The organism is Pantoea sp. EEL5 (assembly GCF_049892805.1).
Lineage (GTDB): Bacteria > Pseudomonadota > Gammaproteobacteria > Enterobacterales > Enterobacteriaceae > Pantoea > Pantoea ananatis.
The window spans coordinates 75,598-96,978 of sequence record NZ_JBNDNJ010000009.1 but is presented as its reverse complement, the minus strand read 5'-3'; the positions used below and the strand labels follow the sequence as shown (position 1 = coordinate 96,978).

The 21,381-nt window shown below is 50.2% G+C and carries 20 protein-coding genes; 4 read left to right on the top strand and 16 right to left on the bottom strand.

Annotation, left to right across the window (positions count from 1 at the left end):
• Positions 1-69: 69 nt before the first annotated feature.
• From recG to gmk, 5 genes are read right to left on the bottom strand one after another with little or no spacing between them, the layout of a single operon-like run.
• Entirely contained in the window at positions 70-2,148 is a 2,079-nt protein-coding gene (recG, locus tag ACPXSQ_RS21990) for an ATP-dependent DNA helicase RecG (protein ID WP_426144395.1), read from the bottom strand.
• Positions 2,145-2,846 (bottom strand): tRNA (guanosine(18)-2'-O)-methyltransferase TrmH, encoded by a 702-nt coding sequence (gene trmH, locus ACPXSQ_RS21985; RefSeq protein ID WP_014332997.1) that lies wholly within the window; start codon positions 2,844-2,846, stop codon positions 2,145-2,147. The genes recG and trmH overlap by 4 nt, the downstream gene beginning before the upstream one ends.
• A gap of 3 nt (positions 2,847-2,849) precedes the next feature.
• Positions 2,850-4,958, bottom strand: a complete 2,109-nt coding sequence (gene spoT / locus ACPXSQ_RS21980) for a bifunctional GTP diphosphokinase/guanosine-3',5'-bis pyrophosphate 3'-pyrophosphohydrolase (RefSeq protein ID WP_426144394.1) — start codon at positions 4,956-4,958, stop codon at positions 2,850-2,852.
• A gap of 20 nt (positions 4,959-4,978) precedes the next feature.
• Positions 4,979-5,254: a DNA-directed RNA polymerase subunit omega gene (gene rpoZ / locus ACPXSQ_RS21975; RefSeq protein ID WP_003851346.1), complete on the bottom strand. Its 276-nt coding sequence runs from the start codon at positions 5,252-5,254 to the stop codon at positions 4,979-4,981.
• Between the two features lie 54 nt (positions 5,255-5,308).
• Positions 5,309-5,932, bottom strand: coding sequence for a guanylate kinase (gmk, locus tag ACPXSQ_RS21970; RefSeq protein ID WP_014332998.1), 624 nt, complete (start codon positions 5,930-5,932; stop codon positions 5,309-5,311).
• Positions 5,933-6,172: 240 nt separating this feature from the next.
• Between gmk and ligB the strand changes: the two genes are divergently transcribed.
• Entirely contained in the window at positions 6,173-7,942 is a 1,770-nt protein-coding gene (gene ligB / locus ACPXSQ_RS21965; RefSeq protein WP_426144393.1) for an NAD-dependent DNA ligase LigB, read from the top strand.
• Here the strand turns inward: ligB and ACPXSQ_RS21960 are convergent.
• The 7 genes from ACPXSQ_RS21960 to ACPXSQ_RS21930 all read right to left on the bottom strand — a co-directional run bounded on the left by ACPXSQ_RS21960 (position 7,856) and on the right by ACPXSQ_RS21930 (position 15,501).
• On the bottom strand, positions 7,856-8,473 hold the full coding sequence (locus ACPXSQ_RS21960) for a trimeric intracellular cation channel family protein (protein WP_013027768.1): 618 nt from the start codon (positions 8,471-8,473) through the stop codon (positions 7,856-7,858). The two genes, ligB and ACPXSQ_RS21960, sit on opposite strands and share 87 nt — an antisense overlap.
• A gap of 456 nt (positions 8,474-8,929) precedes the next feature.
• Positions 8,930-9,592 carry an oligosaccharide flippase family protein gene (locus ACPXSQ_RS21955; RefSeq protein WP_014594911.1) on the bottom strand — a complete coding sequence of 221 codons (663 nt, stop codon included), beginning with the start codon at positions 9,590-9,592 and terminating at the stop codon, positions 8,930-8,932.
• Between the two features lie 760 nt (positions 9,593-10,352).
• On the bottom strand, positions 10,353-11,276 hold the full coding sequence (lpxP, locus tag ACPXSQ_RS21950) for a kdo(2)-lipid IV(A) palmitoleoyltransferase (RefSeq protein WP_014333004.1): 924 nt from the start codon (positions 11,274-11,276) through the stop codon (positions 10,353-10,355).
• Positions 11,277-11,793: 517 nt separating this feature from the next.
• On the bottom strand, positions 11,794-12,069 hold the full coding sequence (locus tag ACPXSQ_RS21945) for a hypothetical protein (protein WP_019105388.1): 276 nt from the start codon (positions 12,067-12,069) through the stop codon (positions 11,794-11,796).
• Between the two features lie 924 nt (positions 12,070-12,993).
• On the bottom strand, positions 12,994-13,473 hold the full coding sequence (locus ACPXSQ_RS21940) for a DUF943 family protein (protein WP_013027764.1): 480 nt from the start codon (positions 13,471-13,473) through the stop codon (positions 12,994-12,996).
• Positions 13,470-14,285 carry a DUF3289 family protein gene (locus ACPXSQ_RS21935; RefSeq protein WP_013027763.1) on the bottom strand — a complete coding sequence of 272 codons (816 nt, stop codon included), beginning with the start codon at positions 14,283-14,285 and terminating at the stop codon, positions 13,470-13,472. Before ACPXSQ_RS21935 ends, ACPXSQ_RS21940 begins: the two co-directional genes overlap by 4 nt.
• A 352-nt stretch (positions 14,286-14,637) precedes the next feature.
• Positions 14,638-15,501, bottom strand: a complete 864-nt coding sequence (locus ACPXSQ_RS21930; protein ID WP_013027746.1) for a YicC/YloC family endoribonuclease — start codon at positions 15,499-15,501, stop codon at positions 14,638-14,640.
• Between the two features lie 157 nt (positions 15,502-15,658).
• On the opposite strand from ACPXSQ_RS21930, the gene ACPXSQ_RS21925 reads away from it, so the two are divergent.
• Positions 15,659-16,093 (top strand): DUF3574 domain-containing protein, encoded by a 435-nt coding sequence (locus ACPXSQ_RS21925; protein ID WP_014333006.1) that lies wholly within the window; start codon positions 15,659-15,661, stop codon positions 16,091-16,093.
• A gap of 35 nt (positions 16,094-16,128) precedes the next feature.
• Here ACPXSQ_RS21925 and ACPXSQ_RS21920 read toward each other — a convergent pair whose 3' ends face one another.
• Positions 16,129-17,313, bottom strand: coding sequence for a NupC/NupG family nucleoside CNT transporter (locus ACPXSQ_RS21920; RefSeq protein WP_014333007.1), 1,185 nt, complete (start codon positions 17,311-17,313; stop codon positions 16,129-16,131).
• A 153-nt stretch (positions 17,314-17,466) separates the two neighbouring features.
• Here ACPXSQ_RS21920 and rph point away from each other — a divergent pair, with 153 nt between their 5' ends.
• Together rph and pyrE are read left to right on the top strand one after the other, a co-directional pair.
• The gene (rph, locus tag ACPXSQ_RS21915) at positions 17,467-18,183 is read left to right on the top strand and encodes a ribonuclease PH (protein WP_013027743.1); all 717 of its coding nucleotides are present in this window, start codon (positions 17,467-17,469) and stop codon (positions 18,181-18,183) included.
• A 48-nt stretch (positions 18,184-18,231) separates the two neighbouring features.
• A complete protein-coding gene (pyrE, locus tag ACPXSQ_RS21910) occupies positions 18,232-18,873 on the top strand; it encodes an orotate phosphoribosyltransferase (RefSeq protein WP_013027742.1) in 642 nt (213 codons plus the stop codon).
• A 28-nt stretch (positions 18,874-18,901) separates the two neighbouring features.
• Here the strand turns inward: pyrE and slmA are convergent, their stop codons facing one another.
• The 3 genes from slmA to coaBC all read right to left on the bottom strand — a co-directional run bounded on the left by slmA (position 18,902) and on the right by coaBC (position 21,275).
• Entirely contained in the window at positions 18,902-19,498 is a 597-nt protein-coding gene (gene slmA, locus ACPXSQ_RS21905; protein WP_013027741.1) for a nucleoid occlusion factor SlmA, read from the bottom strand.
• 120 nt (positions 19,499-19,618) lie between these two features.
• Positions 19,619-20,077, bottom strand: a complete 459-nt coding sequence (dut, locus tag ACPXSQ_RS21900) for a dUTP diphosphatase (protein WP_014333008.1) — start codon at positions 20,075-20,077, stop codon at positions 19,619-19,621.
• Positions 20,055-21,275 (bottom strand): bifunctional phosphopantothenoylcysteine decarboxylase/phosphopantothenate--cysteine ligase CoaBC, encoded by a 1,221-nt coding sequence (gene coaBC, locus ACPXSQ_RS21895; protein ID WP_145033199.1) that lies wholly within the window; start codon positions 21,273-21,275, stop codon positions 20,055-20,057. Before coaBC ends, dut begins: the two co-directional genes overlap by 23 nt.
• Positions 21,276-21,381 lie beyond the last annotated feature (106 nt).

Sequence of the window (21,381 nt, the reverse complement as noted above, 5' to 3'; positions counted from 1 at the left end):
AAAAAGTGAGGCGATTGTAATCTGCAACGGCTCAAAAGCAAACGTTTGCTAACGGTGGCAAAAAAAGTGTCAGGCGTTGCTGTAGCGGCCGGTTTCCGGCAGCCAGCGCTCGATTAGGGCCTGTGCCTGTTCAGGATAGTGCTGGTGGATATGCCGTGCGACGCGTTGAACTTCAGGAATCACGGCCTGATCGCGCAGGAGATCGGCAACCTTAAACTCAGCATTACCGGTTTGGCGCGTTCCCAACAGTTCACCCGGCCCCCGAATCTCCAGATCGTGTTGGGCAATCACAAAGCCGTCGTTGCTGTCGCGTAGCACCTGCAAACGCTTCTGCGCCGTTTTGCTCAGCGGCGCTTTGTACAGCAGCACACAGTGAGAGGCAACCGCACCCCGTCCCACGCGTCCGCGTAGCTGGTGCAGCTGAGCCAGCCCAAGCCGTTCCGGGTTTTCAATAATCATCAGGCTGGCGTTTGGCACGTCCACGCCGACTTCAATTACGGTAGTAGCGATTAACAGCTGGATCTCGTTCGCTTTGAAAGCCTGCATGACTGCCAGCTTTTCCGCCGGTTTCATACGACCATGCACCAGTCCCACCCGCAAATCAGGCAGCGCCACGTTGAGTTCTTCCCATGTGGCTTCTGCCGCCTGGGCTTCCAGCAGGTCCGATTCTTCAATCAACGTACAGACCCAGTAAGCCTGACGGCCCTCGTGACAGGCCTTTTGTACGCGCTCAATAATCTCACTGCGACGGCTGTCCGGAATGGCAACGGTCGTGACCGGCGTCCTGCCTGGCGGCAATTCGTCAATGGTTGATGTATCCAGATCGGCATAGGCGGTCATGGCCAGCGTGCGCGGAATGGGAGTGGCGGTCATGATCAGCTGATGGGGATGAAAACCCTGCTCCTCCCCCTTTTCCCATAGCGCGAGCCGTTGATGAACACCAAACCGGTGTTGCTCATCAATAATCACCAGCGCCAGCCCGTTGAACTTCACCTGCTCCTGAAACAGTGCATGTGTGCCAACGACCATGGCGACACTACCGCTCGCGATGGCATCCTGCTGCGCCTGACGCGCTTTGCCTTTTTGTTTACCTGCCAGCCAGCCAACTTCCAGACCCAGTGGCGCGAGCCATTGACGAAAATTGATTGCATGCTGTTCGGCCAGCAACTCTGTCGGTGCCATCATCGCCACCTGTTTGCCATGAGCAATAACGTTCAGGGCGGCGAGCGCCGCGACCAGCGTTTTACCCGATCCCACGTCGCCCTGGACGAGCCGCAACATGGGATAATCGTGCGCTAAGTCTTTTTCGATTTCCGCCACGACGCGTTTCTGAGCCGACGTGGGCGAAAAAGGCAGAGCGGCCAGTAACTGGTCACTCAATGTATGTCGGGCAGGCATGGGCAGAGCATAATGGCGCTGTGCGCCAGCCCGAACCGCCAACATACTCAGGTTATGCGCCAGCAGTTCTTCCAGAATCAGCCTGCGCTGCGCAGGATGGTGCCCGCTTTCAAGTTCGCTGAGTTTCACATCTGGCGGTGGCCGATGCAGCGTATGTAAGGCCTCGGGCAGGCTGATCAGTCCGCCGCTTAACGCCTGCGGCAACAGCTCCGTAATCGGGCAGTTTTCCAGCAAAGTTAACGCCTGGTCGGTAAGGTTGCGCAGCGTCGCCTGACGAATGCCATCAGTTGTGGGATAAACGGGCGTCAGGGTTTCTTCCAGCGTCACGGTGCTGTGCTCGCCCTGTACACGGTATTCCGGATGAATGATTTCTGCACCGCGCTGGCCACGTTTTATTTCACCATAGGCGGTGACACGTCTGCCCGGCGCGAGGCTGTTTTTCATCCCGGCATTAAAGTTGAAGAAGCGCATGCTCAGCACGCCGCTGCCGTCACTGATTTGGCACACCATCATGCGCCGGCGGCCAAAAGTAATCTCGGTATGCAGGACATCGCCTTCAACAGTTGCCCAAATGCCCGGTAACAGGTCATTAATGGCATAAAGTTGGGTACGATCTTCATAACGCAGGGGAAGGTGAAGCAGTAAATCCTGAATGGTATGCAGGCCAATTTTAGCCAGCTTTGCCGCCTGACTGGCGCCGACGCCGGTCAGGGTACTGAGCGGGATGGCATCCAGCAGACGGCCTTTCATTTCTTACTTCTGCCTGTAGATTGCATCGTTGCCCACCAGGTTTCATCGGCTTCTATCTCGCCCTGAGCATTGATATAAGGATACGGCATGCGCTTGTGCTTTGCCACGCGGGCCAGAACGGGATAGCCACCCTCAAACAGCAGGCGCTGTTGCTCTTCCGGGGCTAAAAGGCTGGCCTGACGTTGATACATACCGGCATTTTGACGCTGGCGCTGCGCTTCATAAAGAATCAGGGCAGATGCAACGGAAACGTTGAGTGACTGAACCATACCGACCATCGGAATAATGATATGACGATCGGCCAACGCCAGAGCTTCATCAGTAATACCGGTTTTTTCCTGCCCCATCAAAATGCAGGTGGGTTTGGTGTAATCAATCTCACGAAAATCCACGGCGTCAGCAGAGAGGTTGGTCGCCAGTATCTGCATGTTTTGCGTTTTAAGATGGCTAATGGCGTCGTTGATTGAGCGGTGCGTTACCACGTTCACCCAGCTGTTACTGCCGGCCGATGCCGACGCCTGGGTGCGCATGCGCTGGCTGGGCCATACGGCATGGACCTCATGAATCCCTACAGCGTCGGCGGTACGAATGACAGCGGAAACGTTATGAGGCTTATGCACCTGCTCCATGCAGACGGTAAGGTCGTGCTGGCGCAGGGCCAGCATTTCCTGGATACGAGCAAAGCGTTGAGGATTCATGCACTAGTTACGGTTGCGGTGAACTTTGATCACATCCGGCATCACACGAATCTTACGCATGATATTCGCCAGGTGGACGCGATCGCGTGCGGTCAGACGGATAAAGGCACTGTAAACGCGGCCATCGCGCTCTTCGGTATTCAGACTCTGAATATTGGATCCGGCGGTATTAATGGCTGCCGTGAGATTAGCCAGTGCACCCTGGTGGTTAAACATATCCACCTTGATCTCAGCCACAAACTCCTGTTCGGTGACTTTATCCCACTCTACCGGCATGAATTTTTCTGGCTCTTTTTGGTAGCCGCGAATATTTCGACAGGATTCATGGTGAACAACCAGGCCTTTACCGGGGCTGACGTGAGCGACAATGGGATCGCCAGGAATAGGGCGACAGCATTTCGCAAAGGTAATCAGCACACCGTCTGCACCTTTGATGGGCAGCTTGCCTTGTTTTTTGTTATTGCTGAGCGTGCTGGTGTCGGTCTGGAGCAGGTTCTTGGCCACGACCACGCTCATTGCATTACCCAGACCGATTTCCGCTAACAGATCGTCCAGTGACGTCAGTTTCATGCGATCAAGCTCATGCTTGATGTTTTCAGCCGGTACTTCCGCCAGTTTACGACTGCCGCCTATTGCATGGCTGAGCAGGCGACGTCCCAGGTTTACCGAGTCTTCGCGCTTGAGGTTTTTCAGTAGCTGACGGATCTTAGCGCGAGCTTTGGAACTGACCACGAAGTTGAGCCAGGCGGCGTTAGGACGCGCGCCGGGCGCGGTGATGATCTCGATAGTTTGGCCGCTGGTGAGCGTCTGAGACAGCGGATAAGGCTGACGATCAACGCGCGCGCCTACACAAGCATGACCAATATCGGTATGTACCGCGTAGGCGAAATCGACCGGCGTGGAGCCTGTCGGCAGTTCGACGATACGGCCTTCTGGCGTAAAGACGTAGATCTCATCCGGGAAGAGATCGGATTTCACGCTTTCGATGAATTCAAATGAACTGCCGGCGCTCTGTTGCAGTTCAAGCAGGCTTTGCAGCCAACGCTGAGCGCGGATTTGCGCCGTGGTACCGCTTTCGCCTGCCTGCTTATAGGCCCAGTGCGCGGCAACCCCCATTTCAGCCATCTGATCCATATCTTCGGTACGGATTTGCACCTCAACCGGTACGCCATGTGGCCCGATCATCGAGGTATGCAAAGATTGATAGCCGTTAGCTTTGGGGATTGCAATATAGTCTTTTACCCGGCCCGGACGCGGCTTGTACAAGCTGTGCATCTGACCCAGCACGCGATAACAGGTATCTAAATCTTTGACGATAACGCGAAAGGCATAGATATCCATGATCGAGTGAAAACGCTGCTCTTTGAGCGTCATTTTGCGGTAGATAGAGTAAAGGTGCTTTTCGCGCCCACTTACCCGGCAGGGGATACCGGCTTCCTGCAGGCGGCCATCGATTTCAGAGAGGATTTTTTGAATCATCTCTTTACGGTTGCCGCGGGCCGCTTTCACGACCTCTTTAATCACCCGAAAACGATTGGGATAGAGCGCTTCAAAACCGAGCTCTTCCAGTTCTGTTTTTAGGTGATGAATACCCAGGCGGTGCGCCAGTGGACTGTATATTTCCAGCGTTTCGAGCGCGATGCGACGACGTTTATCGGGACGTAACGACCCGAGCGTTCGCATGTTGTGGGTACGGTCAGCCAGCTTGATGAGAATGACACGGATATCCTGCACCATTGCCATAATCATCTTGCGGAAGTTCTCTGCCTGCGCCTCTTTCTTGTCACGGAATTTCAGCTTATCCAGCTTTGAAACGCCTTCAACCAGTTCGGCAACGCTCTTGCCAAACAGCTGTTCCATATCCTGATAGGTGGCTGGCGTGTCTTCAATAACATCGTGCAAAAGCGCGGCCATGAGCGTTTCATGGTCGAGCTTCATTTCTGCCAGAATACAGGCTACTGCAACAGGATGGGTGATGTAAGGCTCGCCGCTGGAGCGTGTCTGTCCCTCGTGGGCATCACGTGACACAAGATAAGCTTGCTTGAGGCGCTTAATCTGGTCCTCAGGCAAGTATTGTTCAATCAGTTGATTGAGACTTTCAAACAGATACAAGGTTGACCTGCAGCTAGCTGTTAACGACGACCTTCAGCGATAGCGGTAACGGCCTGTAACTCAGCGGCTTCCTGCTCTTGCTGCTCCTGACGATCACGCACATCTAAAATCTGATTGGTGACCAAACCTTCTTCGATTTCGCGCAGTGCGATAACGGTAGGTTTATCGTTCTCTTCCGGAACCAGCGGATCTTTTCCGCCTACCTGCATCTGACGTGCACGACGTGCAGCGACCAACACCAGGTCAAAACGATTACCAACTTTTTCTACTGCGTCCTGAACGGTTACGCGTGCCATAGGTGTGCTACTCCACAGATGAAGAAATGACTCGGCATCATACTGAAACTGGGTTCAGACTGCCAACAGTTTGCTGATTAAAGCATCATGGCGCGCTTTCTGACGGGCCATGCGCAGACGTTCTGCGCGAATAATGGTTTTCAGATCCGATAACGCCAGATCAAAATCATCATTCACAATTAAATAGTCGTATTCGGCGTAGTGGCTCATTTCTGCCACGGCCTGTGCCATCCGACGTGCAATGACCTCTTCGCTGTCCTGACCGCGACCACGCAGGCGACGATCCAGTTCTTCTTTCGAAGGCGGCAAGACAAATATGCTGCGCGCTTCTGGCATCTTAGCGCGAATTTGCTGCGCGCCCTGCCAGTCAATATCAAGAAAAACGTCCACGCCGGTCGCCAGGACCTGTTCAATTGCCTTACGCGAGGTGCCGTAATAGTTGTCGAAAACTTTCGCGTGCTCCAGAAAAGCATCTTCCGCGATCATTTTTTCGAACTCATGCTGTTGAACAAAGAAGTAATGTTCACCATGCGCTTCGCCCGGACGCATACCACGGGTGGTATGGGAAACAGACACTTGCGTATCATACAGCGGCTGCGTTTTTAACAGTGCCTGAATCAGACTGGATTTTCCTGCACCACTGGGCGCAGAAACAATATAGAGCGTACCTTGGGCCATGATTTTCTTGAATTGATTAAGTGCGGAGTCGGTTTCCTGCACAGTATACACAGCTTCCCCGCCCCACGCAGCGTTTGCGCCATCCTCAAAGCGAAAAGTTTATGCGACATGCTACGCAGCCCAGTCCGCAGCAGCTGAAAACACAACTCTTTGTTCGCCTAACCCGTTCCAGAACACCGGAACAGGGCTGGCTCAGCCTGATGTTCAGAGATTGAATGGTTCAAAATCAGGAGGTGACGAATGAGAGGGATGTTTATTGTTGGGCTGCTACTGGTATTCAGCACGTTTTCTTCCCTTGCGGCTTTGTGCCCCGCCTGGACGTCAGCGCGTGCCGTCAGTGAGATCGCGCATTTGCAACAGCAACTTCGGCAGTGGGATAAGGCGTATTTCCAGCAAGGGCGCTCGCTGGTTAGTGACGCAGACTACGATAGCTTGCAGCAGCGGCTTAACCACTGGCAGCGCTGTTTTACTCAGGCTGCGGATGAATATGTGCCTGCCTTGCCTGAGGACGGTACGCAGTGGCATCCCGTTGCGCACACCGGCGTTAAAAAAGTACGGGATAAACGTGCGCTGGGTTACTGGATGCAGGCACGAAACGATCTTTGGGTACAACCAAAAATCGATGGCGTTGCCGTCTCCCTGATCTATCGACAGGGAAAACTGGTCTCGCTAATCAGCCGCGGCGATGGGTTACACGGCGAGCAGTGGCTGGCGAAAGCCCATCATATTCCTGCCATTCCATCGGTTATCGACAGTCAGCAAGGCAGCATCGTCCTGCAGGGCGAGCTTTTTTTGAAGATGACCGGTCATCAGCAGGCTGTGGACGGCGGCAGGAATGCCAGAGCCCGTGTGGCAGGGGCAATGATGAGCCAGGCTGACTCGCCGCTGCTGGCACAACTGGGTATTTTTATCTGGAGTTGGCCTGACGGGCCGGCGAGTATGCCTGAACGTCTGGCCCGGTTGAGCTCATGGGGCTTTGACCTCGCCAGCCACTGGACTCAACCCGTTCAGGATGAAGAGGATGCGGCAAGCTGGCGCGAGCGCTGGTTTCACGCGCCCTTGCCTTTTGTTACCGACGGTATTGTTGTGCACCAGGCTGCCCGCCCGGCAGGAAAGTACTGGCAGCCCGGTGAGGGTGAGTGGGCCATCGCCTGGAAATACCAGCCACCGGAGGTGAGCAGTGAGGTACGATCCGTAGATTTCTCAATAGGACGAACGGGAAAGGTGGCGGTCGTACTGAATATTCAGCCCGTTCAGCTTGATGACAAAACCGTCAGGCGTGTCAACATAGGGTCGTTAAAACGCTGGCGAGAGCAGGATGTCATCGCGGGAGATCAGGTGACGGTTAGCCTGGCAGGACAGGGAATTCCCCGGCTGGAGCGCGTTATCTGGCGCGTGGCGCAGCGTGATTACCCTGAGCCACCGGGTTCTGAGCACTTCACTCATCTGAGTTGTTATACGTTAACGCCGGATTGCCATCGCCAGTTACTGGCTCGCCTGAGCTGGCTGAGTCAAAAGTTCGTGCTGAATATTCCCGGCGTTCAGCGCAGCACCTGGCAGCGACTACTGGATACCGGTTGTATTACGCACCTGTTTTCCTGGCTGACGATTACGCCAGAACAGATTGCCGCTGCAGCAGGCATCTCCTCTGAAAGAGCACAGCAAATCTGGCATAGGTTCGAATTGACCCGCCAGCAACCTTTGCGTCGCTGGGTTAACGCATTGGGCATCGCGTTGCCCCAAAAGGCACTTCGCGCCTTGGCCGATAAAGAGTGGGAACCCTTGCTTGCTCGTGATGTGCAAACCTGGCAAGCGCTGCCCGGCGTGGGCGCAAGGCGTGCTGAACGCATTGCCGCACAATTTCAGGATGCCGGGCTGCGGAAGTTGATTACCTTTTTGCAGCAGCAGGGCATCCCGGCATCATCAGTGTTCAGGGTGGGGATAATTGAAGATGGGCAAGCCGAGTCGAAACCGCAGTGCCAGCAGGCGGGCAAAGAAACCGAAAAGTAAGGTGATGATGATCACCAGCTCATGTGCCAGAGGCGTTTTCAGTAGCAGGATGTACATCCAGCCAGAAGCGAAAGCGATACCGGCGTAAAGCTCTTTTTGAAAAACCAGCGGGATACGATTACAAAACATATCACGCAAAACCCCACCAAATACGCCGGTGATGACGGCACTTATCGCGGCAATGATCATGGCATGACCTGAATCCAGCGCAACCTGAGCGCCAATGATGGAGAACACCACCAGACCCAGCGCATCCAGAACCAGAAATACCTTGCGCAGATGTGTCATCAACGGCGCGGCAAAGGTGGTCACCACGGCAGCCGCGGCGACGATCATGATGTACTCAGGATGCTTTACCCAACCCAGTGGATAATGGCCAAGCAGAATATCGCGTACTGAACCCCCGCCTATCGCGGTCACAGAAGCAATAATGATCACGCCAAACAGGTCCATTTTACGACGGCCGGCGGCAAGTGCACCCGTCATCGCTTCAGCGGTGATACCAATGATATAGAGAACAGTAAGTAACATAGCAGGCTCCAGGAAGACGGCGGCAAGGCTACGCCACTGAAGAGCACGGCGCGACTGAGATTTTCTGTTAGTGACGTTAAAAGTATTAGTAAAAATTATCCCGTTCGGGATAAGGCATTAATAATCAATAAGGTGCATGGGGGAAGACACCAGCAGAGATGAAATTTTTTATTGGTTTTAATTCAGACACGCCAGGGGGCGCTGACGCATTGCCCTGATCTTGCACTCTGCCATGACATTATGTTGGTCTAAACAGGGAAAGGAAACAACGCAAGAAAGCTATGCAGGGTGAAACCCTGTTGGGTTAATGGCAGCCCGCATGCAGAGGCCGGTGAAAAGCAGGACAGAATCCGCAGGAATAACCAATAACGGAAAGGGCTGTGTGTTCTCAAAAAAACGTGCTGACTGGCAGCACGTGAAGACCTTTTTTCAGATGCCTGAAGTCCAAATACCTTCTTATCGCGGTACGTTCCTGATACAAACCTGGAAAAAGGTTTTCAGATTAAATTGATACTCGGGTTGAAACCAGACCCGGCCATAACAGCAGTAAGCCAGCATCCTTACTGAAATCATTGCCAGATAGCCCCATAACGCGCATAACACTGAAGGCGTGCTCCACACAGTCAGCAGCGTAATGATCAGTCCAACGAATACGGATGATATTTCACAAAAAGCGATATCGGAATACTGCTTTTCGCGCTGCAAGATCGCGCGGTAATGTTGACCCTGAGGGATGATAATAAAGATGACCGCTGCCATCTCCAGCATCATGGTAATCTCTGGCTGGTTAAAAAGATGATCGGCAACAATGCCGGAAATAAAAAGCGCAGAAAAAATCAGGAGGCCCATTAACACATTCCCCCAATATATGACGGACAACGTATTGTCGGAGAGGGGAGAATAGCGAATCACTTTGTTTGAAAAACCGCGATCCGCCAGTGTATCTATGACTAAAAGGCCGGCAATCACGACAGCCAGAAAATTGAATGCTTCTGCCTGCAGGATTTTACCCAGCAGGGAAAGTTGCAACACGCCAATGCTTAAGATTTTTATTGATGAAAGAAAGGGCCATTTAGCGTCAATAATATTTATTTTACGTATAGCCATGGTTTTTTCCATCGTGTAAATAATTATAGTGGTAAGCGGAGGTGAAATCCTGGCTTAGCGTTTGGTCTGTTTATACAGGTTATATTAACGGTCAAGCTGATGCTGTCGCGAACGGATCTATAGTGCGCATATTTCCCCTGGTGATGCTGAATCCCTGTTGTTGTTTTAATTATCCAGACGTCATTCATAATTATAACATTCATGATGCCATAATGAACATTACTGAACGCCTTTATTATATCGTTATATAAGTATTGCTGTGTGTAGGTGATTTATAGCGCTTTTTATTAGAAATAACATCATAAGGAAAATCTGATATACGATTTGAGATAGGCGTTAATATTGAGTGGCTGCATGATTTTTTTTGACTGACAGATAAAATCTACATATTTATTTGTGCCAGAATTCGGTGTGACTATCCAGCATAAAAGAGTGTGGAATAAAAAAGGCTTTTAAACACTGTACATAGGCACGCTGTGAAAGCGTGAGCCAGGATTTTTCCGCTATAAAATGCTTAAGCAGCGGCAAAGCATAAACACGTTTGTTACGCGCGTGAGGGGTAAATACTTAAACATTCTGAACATAAAAACCAGAGCGTAAGAATGACTCAACCGCTGTACTGGCAAAACAGCCTTTGGCAGTGATTAAAGAAAGCAGGGAAAGGCGGGGCTGGATAGGGGTTTCTGCTTTCAGGCTGAACCTGCCTTGTTTGCCGTAACGGTAAAACAAATCTCGCCTGAAAAAGTAAAGCAGGCCAGAGCCTGCTTTGTCTTTATACGTAAAGAGACGCTTCACCCGGTGGGCGCGTTTTAAACCGGCGATGTAGCCAGAGGTACTGCTCCGGCGCGCGCATAATCTGGCTTTCGATCACCTTATTCATGTAAGCAGCAGCGGCTGATTCATCTTTGTGAGGATAGTTTTCCAGAATCGGTTCAATAATCAGTTTATAGCCATCGTTGCCGGGATTACGAATCAGCATGATTGGCACCATAGCTGGCTTGGCCAGGCGAGATAAAACATAGGTACCGTTCGTTGTCGCTGCTTTCTCAACGGCAAACAGTGGCGCAAATGTACTGCCTTTAGGGCCGTAATCCTGGTCCGGTGCAAACCAGACGGATTCGCCCTGCTTAAGTGCCTGCACCATGCCGCGCAGATCGCGACGGTCAATCATCGCCTTGTTGGAACGCATCCGGCCTTTGGTTTGTACGTATTCCATCGCGCGGTTGTTATGCGGACGGTACATAGCCATCATCGGCTGACACAACCCGCTGATGCGGCCACCCAGCTCTAAGGACATAAAATGGATGCCGATTAACATCACGCCACGGCCTTCATTTTGAGCTGAATAGAGGTTTGCAAGGCCAGAGACGTTGAATAAACGTTTAACCGCATGATCAGGCCAGAACCAGGCAATACCCGTTTCAACCAGTGCCATACCGAGAGAGGCAAAATTACCCGCGATCATGCTTTCTTTTTCTTCGTCGCTGATAAAAGGAAAGCAGAGTTCAATATTACGACGGGTTATGCGCTCTCGACGCTGAAGGAAATGACGGGAAAGTTTACCGGCACCTGCACCCAATCTCATCAGAACAGGATAAGGGAGTTGAACCAGAAGCCAGAGAATGCCTAGACCGAACCATGTAAACCAATAACGCGGGTGTAAAAGTGTGCTGCTGAACTGCCTGGTGTTTTTCATCATTGACCTTAAAGGATTGATGGATGTAACGCAAAAAGACCCATTCCTTAAGTTCCCAAGCGGTACGGCTGTACTAACTACGACCAGCACTTTATCAAAAAGTGCCCTCTGTCACAGTGAGCTTTCGTCATCCTGTGGAGTAAGACGATCGATGTAATGGCTTACTGAACGAACAAAACAGGGTGGTGTTTTATTTTTTAATGATTTAAAAACAACGTCTTAAGTATGCTCTTGTAAAGCCAGAACGTTAAGGGAAGCGTAGGGAAATTAAGACAGTTCTGTACTCACAAGCTAAAATCTTTTCGAAAAACTTACATTCAGAGTGGCAAAATTCTAAAAATTGGCTAAGGACGAGTATGCGCCGGGATGTGATGAAAAGCGACATGATCCGTGCGATAAGTGATTTCGGCAGATCATAAGAGGAGAGAGTAAGGACATGCGTCTTCACAGGCTATACACGTCTGTCCCTGTACGTCACATCATAGCCTGAAAGAACATGCTGTACAAAAAAGGAGCGCTAGTAGTAATTCACAGTCATCATGCGGTAATTACCGACTTTTTTTAACTGCATCGTGCCCAGCTTGAATGGCAAAGATTGCTGGCTGTCATTCAACCCTAGGGTGGCAGCTTCGGTTTTACCTCCTCTTGTGCAGCTTTGCTTAATCTGAGAATGCACAATCAGGGTATCACATCCGGTCTCCACAATAGCACCACGAAAAGTGATTTGGCCGCCAGTTGCAAATGACGAGGATGATAGTGCCATTAAGACAAATACATAAGTTAGTTTTTTCATGGCTTCACACTCTGTGTTGATTTTCATAAACAAAGAACGGCACCAAATAATAAAACTTTAGTCAATCGTGCTTTTTTATTTTTTAAAAATTATTTTATACGATAGTGTGAGTGATTTAGCACTTACAGACTCTTATTAATGCCGATTTCTGGAAGAAGCTTAGTGGATTATAGTTCAACACCTTATGGGCATTTGTTTTCTTAGTAAGATTTTCTCTTTTTTAACAAATTCGCCTGAATACTGGGCGGTCAATCACAAAACAACCCGTTTCAATAATGCGTATGAAAATTGGGGTGCAGGTAGGCTGAAATGCGGCATACAGGTCATGTATCACCCAGATGAAAACATGTTCATTATCCGTACTTGGATTGTTGTGCGTCTGGGCTTCTTCGCGTTTTAGTTTCCGGCCTGCTTATCACATCTCACTATTGGGTTAGCGAAGGTTCTTCGGTGAGGACGGTTTACTTAAGAAATAAGGAGGCCTTGCCGAGAGGGCTGCATAATACTGACGATAAAAATCAATTCCATGTTCCGTTAAAAAAGGGAGAACCGAAAATGATAAGTTAACACTAAAGGGTTACAGATTTTATCTGTCTGACCAGAAAGCATCAGTAAAACGGGCGCCCAGTGCGCTTACAGCAGGTTGTTGAGCCTTTTTACGCGCCTAAATTTGCTGAGTAGCAATGAGAAAAGTCCGCTATTACAAGGACTTAATAATGATGAGGTGACGTAGTAAACGCTATAAAGCGAAATTATCTATTACTCGATATTTTGGATTTGAATGTTGATTAAAATAAAATAAATGCTATTTATCATCATCTTAATGAGTTGATCTGTGACGGGGTTACCATTTTACTCCCCAATCAACTCCCCATTTATAACAGTGGCAAGCTGTTCAGCTCGCCAGGTTACAGATTACATCTGTCATTGAATGGTTGTCTTTGATCTTTCACCTTTCATGAGTTCACCAGAAGGTTTCCGATAGTAAGATTCGGTTCCTATCCGGTAATAGGTATAGCCATCCTTTGTCTTAGTTATGTCCATGATCCAATTAGACTTATCAATACAATTTTCTTCTGTATTCATGTCATCGAAGCATAGTAAATAATCTGTATCATGATCTGGAAAAATACCTGAATTTTTAGGGGCAAGCTTTTGATATCTTCCGTCAAACTTCCAGATTGAAACAAAGTAAGTTTCAGCGGATGAGAGGGTTTTAGCTCCATTATTATCCCACCACTCAATTTTACTACTATCACTGAAAGGCATGTTTTTAACTAAAAATTCTTTATTAGAGCCAGTGCCGTGAACGGCAAGGACCTTAGTGGAATTAAAAAAATTCAAATAGAAGAATACAAGAATAATAGCTGCTAATATAAATATTATAATTTTTCTGGCTTTCATCCATTCCTCCGGCTACTAATTTCAAACTCGGCTTTCATATTTGTAAAAAAAGGTTTAAATGCAAATTTTTCCCATCGTTGGAGCACAAACCAGATGCGGAATGCCCTAATATAGTGAAACTTCATATTCATAATGTCAGTTTTGTCGAGACCAAAATGATCTTGTCCCGTAAAAGTTACTTTCGCTACATAACCACTCTCAGTGATATCAATTTTAGTGAGTTGTATCTTTGTGGCATATATGTCATGTATAGACATTCCTAATCCATTAAAGCTATCTGCCCATCTGTTAAACTTAGGAAGTATTGAATTTCCTATTGCTTTAGTTATTGAATCTTTGTCGGCATCAGATAAGCCATTTTTTACATCAATGGCAACCTTATCGAGCATAGACTGGATTATTTTTAGCGAAGATAACGGAGAGGATTGTTCGTTTAATATCAAACTTTTATATGCACTATCAAGAAAAGGGCTGGAATAGCTTTTTCCATTGCCATGATAAAAATGCTTTACAAGATTATTAAATAAATTATGTTGCCCTAAGTAATATGTAGGCAATGACACTCGAAGAAACTCATCGAAAAGGATTTGAGCAATTACCGTTTTTGATTTTGGTTGGGATTTACGGAAGGAACTAAATATTGAGACTTCCTCTCCAGTCCACGGATCAACGACATCAGAAACATCATCAAGACCTAAGTCGCTTCTAAGCTGTTTTTCAGTAAGATCGCCACATTGCATATCATCAGAGCTGTGGTCATTGAACTGATGCTTAGTCTGATAAAGTGTGACTGGGAACACCATAGCTGACATAATAACTTCCTTATGATATTAATTTTCAGACCAAACTCTTACTTGTGAAGGTAGATCCAAATCTTTAAATATCGTCATGTCTGTAAACTCAGTTCCTTGTCATTACAAGATATTCATTTCTGACTCTTAACCTATAGCTGATTAGTGTAATAATAAACTTCATATACGGGAAAGGGAAGTGCTGAGAATCTCATCTTTTTCTCAAATTACTGTCATAGCCTGGTCTCAATACTTTGACGTGCTCACCGCTTGGATGAAACAAATTGAAACGTACAAAACAGGCTGGAAATAAAAAGCCCTGATAAATCAGGGCGTTGATAAATATTGAAAAGCTTTGGAAAACAAGAGAAAATTATTCAATATTCTGGATCTGCTCGCGCATCTGTTCAATCAGCACTTTCAGCTCAATGGCTGAATTGGTGATCTCTGCATTAATCGATTTCGAGGCCAGAGTGTTCGACTCGCGGTTGAACTCCTGCATCATGAAGTCGAGCCGACGTCCGACGGCTTCTTTTTTCTTCAAAATGTTGTACGTCTCTTTAACGTGCGCATCCAGGCGATCCAGCTCTTCTGCTACATCCACACGTTGCGCCATCATCACCAGTTCCTGCTCCAGGCGGTTGTTTTCCAACTGCACTTCGGCGTCCTCCAGTTTGGCGATCAGCCTTTCACGCTGCCACTTAATGACATCAGGCAGTTGAGCTCGCACTTTACTGACTTCATGCGTTACCGCTTCCAGACGCTGCTCGATCAGGGATTTCAATGCGCTACCTTCGCTCTCACGTGCAGCAATGAAATCATCCAGTGCGCCATCTAGTGCCTGAATCAGCTGTGTATTAATCGCGTCCAGATCCTGTTCTGGCGCAGACATCACGCCAGGCCAGCGCAAAATATCCAGTGGATTGATCTGGCCTTCGTCGCTCTGCATCTTCACCCAGTTAGCGGCCTGAACCAGCTGTTTAGCCAGCGACTCGTTCAGCATCAGCTCGCCTTGTGCGCCGGGATCGGCATCAAAGCGCAGATTACATTCGATTTTACCGCGCGTCAGACGCTGGCGAATGCGTTCCCGAATCATCGGCTCCAGTCCGCGGAACTGCTCTGGCAGACGAATATAGGTTTCAAGATAACGTTGGTTAACGGAACGCAGCTCCCAGGCGGCGCTGCCCCATTCGCCTTTAACTTCACGGCGGGCGTAGGCGGTCATACTGCGGATCATAAGCGTTACTCATTTTCAGAAAGATTAAAGTCAGTATAACGAGGCAAAGCTAACCATAACAGGTGTAAGCAGCAGCAGGATGAGAGAACAAATTATTTCCGCTTTCAGCAACAGGCACTTATGCTGTTTACTGGCTTACTCGTTGAGGACCCCGTTTATGTCTCACGTATTACGCTTTCCTGTAATGCTGACCTTACTGCTGGCTGGCTGTCATTCGCCATCACCGCCACCTGTGCCATCAACCCGACCTGTTCCCATATGTGCTGGCGGTGAGGTGATGATGCAAACCACATTGTGGTTTGGTCTCAGTAAGCCACAAGGCGGTAGCGTGAGTTCGCTGGACTGGATGAATTTTATCGATAAACAAGTGACGCCTCGCTTTAAAGCCGGGCTCTCGGTTTATGATGCGCAAGGGCAGTGGTTGGGTGAAAACGGTCAGCTTGCGCGTGAGAAAAGCAAAGCGCTGGTGCTCATCTATAACTTTGACAGCGATAACAACAGCCGTGTCGAAGCACTACGCGAGCAGTATAAAAAACAGTTTGGTCAGGAATCGGTCATGCGTGTCGATTCGCCTTCCTGCGTGAGTTTCTGATGCCATTAACGGCGGCCCAGGCCGCCGTAAGATGATCAGATAAACAGTCCGGCGAACGCAGCCGAAAGCAGGCTTACCAGGGTCGAACCATAAACCAGTTTCCAGCCAAATCGGGAGACGACGTTCCCCTGTTGTTCGTTCAGCCCCTTAATCGCGCCTGCCACAATACCAATCGACGCAAAGTTAGCAAACGAGACCAGGAATACCGACAGGATGCCTAATCCACGCGGCGTCATGCCTGCCGCCACTTTCTTCAGTTCGATCATGGCGACGAATTCATTGGCCACCAGTTTAGTGGCCATAATGCTCCCAGCCTGAAGGGCGTCGACGGCGGGGATGCCGATTAACCAGGCAAAAGGGTAAAAAACATAGCCCAGGAGCTGCTGGAAACTGTAGCCAAATAGCGCTGCGAACAGCGCATTGACGGCCGCGATCAGCGCAATAAAACCGATCAGCATTGCCAGAATGATCATCGCCACTTTAAAGCCCGCCAGGATGTACTCTCCCAGCATTTCGAAGAAACTCTGCTCCTCATGCAACTTATCCAGGGCTACAGGCTGTTCCTCGCTTTCCTTACCGGGATTAATAATCGACAGAATGATAAAGGTGCTGAACATATTGAGCAGTAGCGCCGCCACGACATAGCGAGCCTCAATCATCGACATGTATGCACCGACAATGGAAAGCGAGACGGTAGACATAGCGGTTGCCGCCATGGTGTAAAGGCGCTTCGGCGGGATATCCGCCAGAATACCTTTATATGCGATGAAGTTTTCAGACTGACCCAGTACCAGCGTACTAACCGCATTAAAAGATTCCAGCTTTCCCATGCCGTTGATTTTAGACAGGACAGTTCCCACCAGGCGGATTAGCAACGGCAGAATGCGCCAGTGCTGCAAAATACCAATCAGGGCGGAAATAAAAACAATCGGGCAAAGTACGCCAAGAAAGATAAAGGCCAGGCCCTGCTGACTCATGCCGCCAAAAACAAACTCTGTGCCTTGTGCAGCAAAACCCAGTAATGTTTCAAAGAAGCTGCCCACCGCTCCCACGAGCGCCAGTCCACTGGCAGAATGAAGGAAAAACCAGCCCAGCGCGGCTTCAACGATAATGAGCTGAATGATATAGCGCGGACGAATGTGTTTACGGTCATGACTGACCAACAGCGCAAGGGCGAAAATCACCACCAGCGCCAGCAGGAAATGTAAAATAGCGGCCATAGTTTAATCTGTTCGTAAAATGCGGCAAAAGGTAGGGCATTTAGCCATACTCCCACATGAATTTCATCCTGAGCCTTACAGCCCACTGCAAGAGACAGCGGGCCAGGAAGTCCGTATAATACGCAGCCAATCATTTGCAAGCCGGAGATAACCATGCGTCCAGCAGGCCGTAGCGCACATCAGGTGCGTCCAGTCACATTGACCCGCAATTACACTAAACACGCAGAAGGTTCCGTTCTGGTGGAATTCGGTGAAACCAAAGTGCTCTGCACTGCCACGGTGGATGAAGGTGTTCCGCGCTTCCTCAAAGGACAGGGACAGGGCTGGGTCACTGCCGAATATGGCATGTTGCCGCGTTCAACGCATAGCCGCATGGCTCGTGAAGCCGCGAAAGGCAAACAGGGCGGCCGCACGCTGGAAATTCAGCGTCTGATCGCCCGTTCACTCCGCGCAGCCGTCGATCTTAAAGTGCTGGGTGAATATACCATTACGCTTGATTGCGACGTCATCCAGGCTGATGGTGGCACCCGTACCGCATCTATCACCGGCGCCTGCGTGGCACTGGCGGATGCACTAAACAAACTGGTTGCCAGCGGTAAGCTCAAAGCGAACCCGATGAAAGGGATGGTCGCGGCGGTATCTGTGGGCATTGTTAACGGTGAAGCCCTGTGTGACCTTGAATATGTTGAAGACTCCGCTGCTGAAACCGATATGAACGTCGTGATGATGGAAGACGGCCGTATGATCGAGGTGCAGGGCACGGCGGAAGGCGAACCTTTCAGCCATGAAGAGTTGCTGGCACTGCTGGCGCTGGCCCGCGGCGGCATCGAAGAGTTAATTCAGGCGCAAAAAGCGGCGTTGGAAAAATAAAGTAACAGGCGACCGCAGAGTCGCCTTTTTTTATCTGAGGAGTAAGACATGAAAGCCTGGCAGCGGCAGTTTATTGAATTCGCACTGAATAAGCAGGTGCTTAAATTTGGTGAGTTTACGTTAAAATCTGGTCGTAAAAGTCCCTATTTCTTTAATGCCGGTCTGTTTAACAGCGGGCGAGACTTAGCGCTGCTGGGGCGTTTCTATGCGCAGGCGTTAGTGGACAGCGGCGTGGATTTCGATTTGCTGTTCGGGCCCGCTTATAAAGGGATTCCTATTGCGACCACGACAGCGGTTGCCTTAGCCGATCATCATGACCGGGATGTGCCTTACTGCTTTAACCGTAAAGAGGCGAAAGATCACGGTGAGGGCGGTCTGCTGGTGGGAAGCCCGCTACAGGGTAAAGTTATGTTGGTCGATGACGTTATCACGGCAGGCACGGCAATCCGCGAGTCGATGGATATCATTAATGCCCATGATGCGAGTCTGGCTGGCGTCATGATTTCACTGGATCGTCAGGAGCGTGGCCGGGGAGAGCTTTCCGCTATTCAGGAAGTGGAACGTGACTATTCCTGCAAGGTTACCGCCATTATCACGCTCAACGACCTGATCGACTATCTGGCTGAAAAAACGCATATGGCCGATCATTTAGCGCAGGTGCGTGCATATCAAAAAGCGTACGGCGTCTGATTACAGGCGGGCGCTGCCCGCCTGCCTGTTACACCAGCTGTGCCGCAATCAGCGGCCAGCGGGTGTCAAAGTCAGCGGTGGGACTAAAGCGGAACTCCGAGCGAACGTAACGCGACAGTAATCCTTCACACAGAGCCAGTAGCTGACTGGCTAATAATGCTTCATCGGTTTGAAAGCCTTCACCCTCTCGCATTTTCCGCTCACGCATCACCTGACGTAGCTGGACTTCAATGCGCTCAAACAGCTGGTTAATGCGCCCTTGTAAACGATCCTGTTCAAACATCAGCGCGTGACCCGTTAAAATACGTGTCAACCCCGGATTACGCTCACCAAACCCCAGAATCAGCTGCACAATAAGACGCAGGCGCGCCATTGTTTCTTTTTCATCTTTAAGAATGAGATTGATGCGGGTAATCAGACTGTCTTCAATAAATTCGATCAGGCTGTCAAACATCCGTGTTTTGCTGGGAAAATGACGATACAGCGCCGCTTCCGAAACACCGACGTTGGCCGCGAGCTTCGCGGTAGTGATTCGTTGGCTGCCATCGCTGGACTCAAGCATCTGCGCCAGCGCCTGCAAAATCTCTTCGCGACGATTCCGCTTTACGACTTTTTTTTCTGCCATGCCCTTAAAAACCCCTGAATTTCACCATAAACAGGCAACACCTACGCATCAGCCACAAGATAAACACCTATGGCGATGAGAAATAAAATGATGAGCGTAAGTGAAAATAGGTAGTGCTGGTTACTGACGACCTGAGTGACCGAAGCCGCCTTCACCGCGCAAGCTGGCATCAAACTCTTCTACCAGATTGAATTCGGCCTGAACGACAGGAACAAAAACCAGCTGGGCCATGCGGTCGCCCGGCTGTAGCGTAAAGCTTTCCTGACCCCGATTCCATACCGATACCATCAGTTGACCCTGATAATCGGCATCAATAAGCCCCACCAGGTTACCCAGTACGATGCCATGTTTATGGCCCAGTCCTGAGCGTGGGAGGATGACAGCAGCAAGGCTCGGATCGGCAATATGGATAGCCAGGCCGGTAGGGATTAATGTTGTAGTCCCGGGGGCGATTTCCATCACGTCATCAATACAGGCACGAAGATCTAACCCAGCGGAACCCGGTGTCGCATAGGTCGGCAATGGAAAATCTTTGCCGACGCGCGCATCCAGAATTTTAACGTCTATTTTTTTCATCATAACGGCTGACAATCTCGTCTATTAAAAGTTGACCAAGGAGTGACTTATCGCTGAGCGGTAAGGTCTTTTCTCCTTCCTGCCAAAAAAGGTGAAGAGCATTGGTGTCGCTATTGAACCCTTGTCCAGCTTTCGACACGTCGTTAGCACAGATCAGGTCCAGCTTTTTACGCGCGCGTTTTTTTCGGGCGTATTCTTCCACATTCTGGGTTTCAGCCGCAAATCCAACCACAAAAGGCCGGCCCTGCGTTAATGCGGCAACGCCCGCGACGATATCGGGATTTTTAATGAGCTGCAGGGTGACATTATCATCGTCATCCTGTTTCTTGATTTTCTCATCCGCAATGTCGGCTGCCCGGTAGTCTGCCACGGCTGCGCTTGCAATGAAAATATGTTGTTTATTTATCTCATCCATCACCGCAGACTGCATCTCCCGTGCCGACGTTACATCCACCCGCTTAACGCCCACGGGCGTTGCTAAGCTAACCGGGCCACTAATCAGTGTGACGCTGGCACCGCGTCTGGCGGCCGCGGCCGCAATGGCAAAACCCATTTTTCCTGAGCTGTGGTTGCTGATATAGCGCACGGGATCGAGGGCTTCACGAGTCGGGCCGGCGGTAATCATAATGTTGAGATGTTGCAGATCGTTGACGGGGCTGGCCCACTGAACCGCATGGTCAACGATAGCCAGTGGGTCGAGCATGCGGCCCGGCCCGACATCGCCGCATGCCTGGCTGCCGCTGTCAGGCCCCCAGATGAATACGCCGCGCGCCTGGAGCGTCGTCAGGTTCGTTTGCGTAATGGCTGCGCGGTACATCTGTTGATTCATCGCCGGCACAATCGCGACAGGCGACGCGGTAGCCAACACTGCGGTTGTCACTAAATCGTTCGCCATACCGGCTGTCACGCGCGCGATTAAATCCGCGGATGCGGGCGCCAGCAGAATCAGATCGGCCCATTTGGCCAGCTCAATATGGCCCATGGCGGCCTCGGCTGCCGGGTCGAGCAGATCGTCCATTACCGGGTAGCCCGATACGGCCTGGAGGCTGAGGGGCGTAATAAACGCTTTTGCTGCTTGGGTCATCATCACGCGCACATCGGCACCGCGATCGCGCAGACGGCGCACCAGCTCGGGGGTTTTATAGGCTGCGATGCCACCGCTTACACCTAAAAGCACTTTTTTACCGGCTAATCCCATCATGCAGTTGACCTCGTTTTCAGTTGCCGTACAGCCACGGCGGAATGGGCGAATTTTATCACAAAACCTTGCCGTCACCTGTTCTAAGGCTGCGTTTGCGAGAAGTGCC

Excerpts from the sequence above, each read along its gene's own strand:
- recG (WP_426144395.1), bottom strand. The coding sequence starts at position 2,148 with ATGAAAGGCCGTCTGCTGGATGCCATCCCGCTCAGTACCCTGACCGGC.
- trmH (WP_014332997.1), bottom strand. The coding sequence starts at position 2,846 with ATGAATCCTCAACGCTTTGCTCGTATCCAGGAAATGCTGGCCCTGCGC.
- rpoZ (WP_003851346.1), bottom strand. The coding sequence starts at position 5,254 with ATGGCACGCGTAACCGTTCAGGACGCAGTAGAAAAAGTTGGTAATCGT.
- gmk (WP_014332998.1), bottom strand. The coding sequence starts at position 5,932 with ATGGCCCAAGGTACGCTCTATATTGTTTCTGCGCCCAGTGGTGCAGGA.
- ligB (WP_426144393.1), top strand. The coding sequence starts at position 6,173 with ATGAGAGGGATGTTTATTGTTGGGCTGCTACTGGTATTCAGCACGTTT.
- ACPXSQ_RS21960 (WP_013027768.1), bottom strand. The coding sequence starts at position 8,473 with ATGTTACTTACTGTTCTCTATATCATTGGTATCACCGCTGAAGCGATG.
- ACPXSQ_RS21955 (WP_014594911.1), bottom strand. The coding sequence starts at position 9,592 with ATGGAAAAAACCATGGCTATACGTAAAATAAATATTATTGACGCTAAA.
- lpxP (WP_014333004.1), bottom strand. The coding sequence starts at position 11,276 with ATGAAAAACACCAGGCAGTTCAGCAGCACACTTTTACACCCGCGTTAT.
- ACPXSQ_RS21945 (WP_019105388.1), bottom strand. The coding sequence starts at position 12,069 with ATGAAAAAACTAACTTATGTATTTGTCTTAATGGCACTATCATCCTCG.
- ACPXSQ_RS21940 (WP_013027764.1), bottom strand. The coding sequence starts at position 13,473 with ATGAAAGCCAGAAAAATTATAATATTTATATTAGCAGCTATTATTCTT.
- ACPXSQ_RS21935 (WP_013027763.1), bottom strand. The coding sequence starts at position 14,285 with ATGTCAGCTATGGTGTTCCCAGTCACACTTTATCAGACTAAGCATCAG.
- ACPXSQ_RS21930 (WP_013027746.1), bottom strand. The coding sequence starts at position 15,501 with ATGATCCGCAGTATGACCGCCTACGCCCGCCGTGAAGTTAAAGGCGAA.
- ACPXSQ_RS21925 (WP_014333006.1), top strand. The coding sequence starts at position 15,659 with ATGTCTCACGTATTACGCTTTCCTGTAATGCTGACCTTACTGCTGGCT.
- ACPXSQ_RS21920 (WP_014333007.1), bottom strand. The coding sequence starts at position 17,313 with ATGGCCGCTATTTTACATTTCCTGCTGGCGCTGGTGGTGATTTTCGCC.
- rph (WP_013027743.1), top strand. The coding sequence starts at position 17,467 with ATGCGTCCAGCAGGCCGTAGCGCACATCAGGTGCGTCCAGTCACATTG.
- pyrE (WP_013027742.1), top strand. The coding sequence starts at position 18,232 with ATGAAAGCCTGGCAGCGGCAGTTTATTGAATTCGCACTGAATAAGCAG.
- slmA (WP_013027741.1), bottom strand. The coding sequence starts at position 19,498 with ATGGCAGAAAAAAAAGTCGTAAAGCGGAATCGTCGCGAAGAGATTTTG.
- dut (WP_014333008.1), bottom strand. The coding sequence starts at position 20,077 with ATGATGAAAAAAATAGACGTTAAAATTCTGGATGCGCGCGTCGGCAAA.
- coaBC (WP_145033199.1), bottom strand. The coding sequence starts at position 21,275 with ATGATGGGATTAGCCGGTAAAAAAGTGCTTTTAGGTGTAAGCGGTGGC.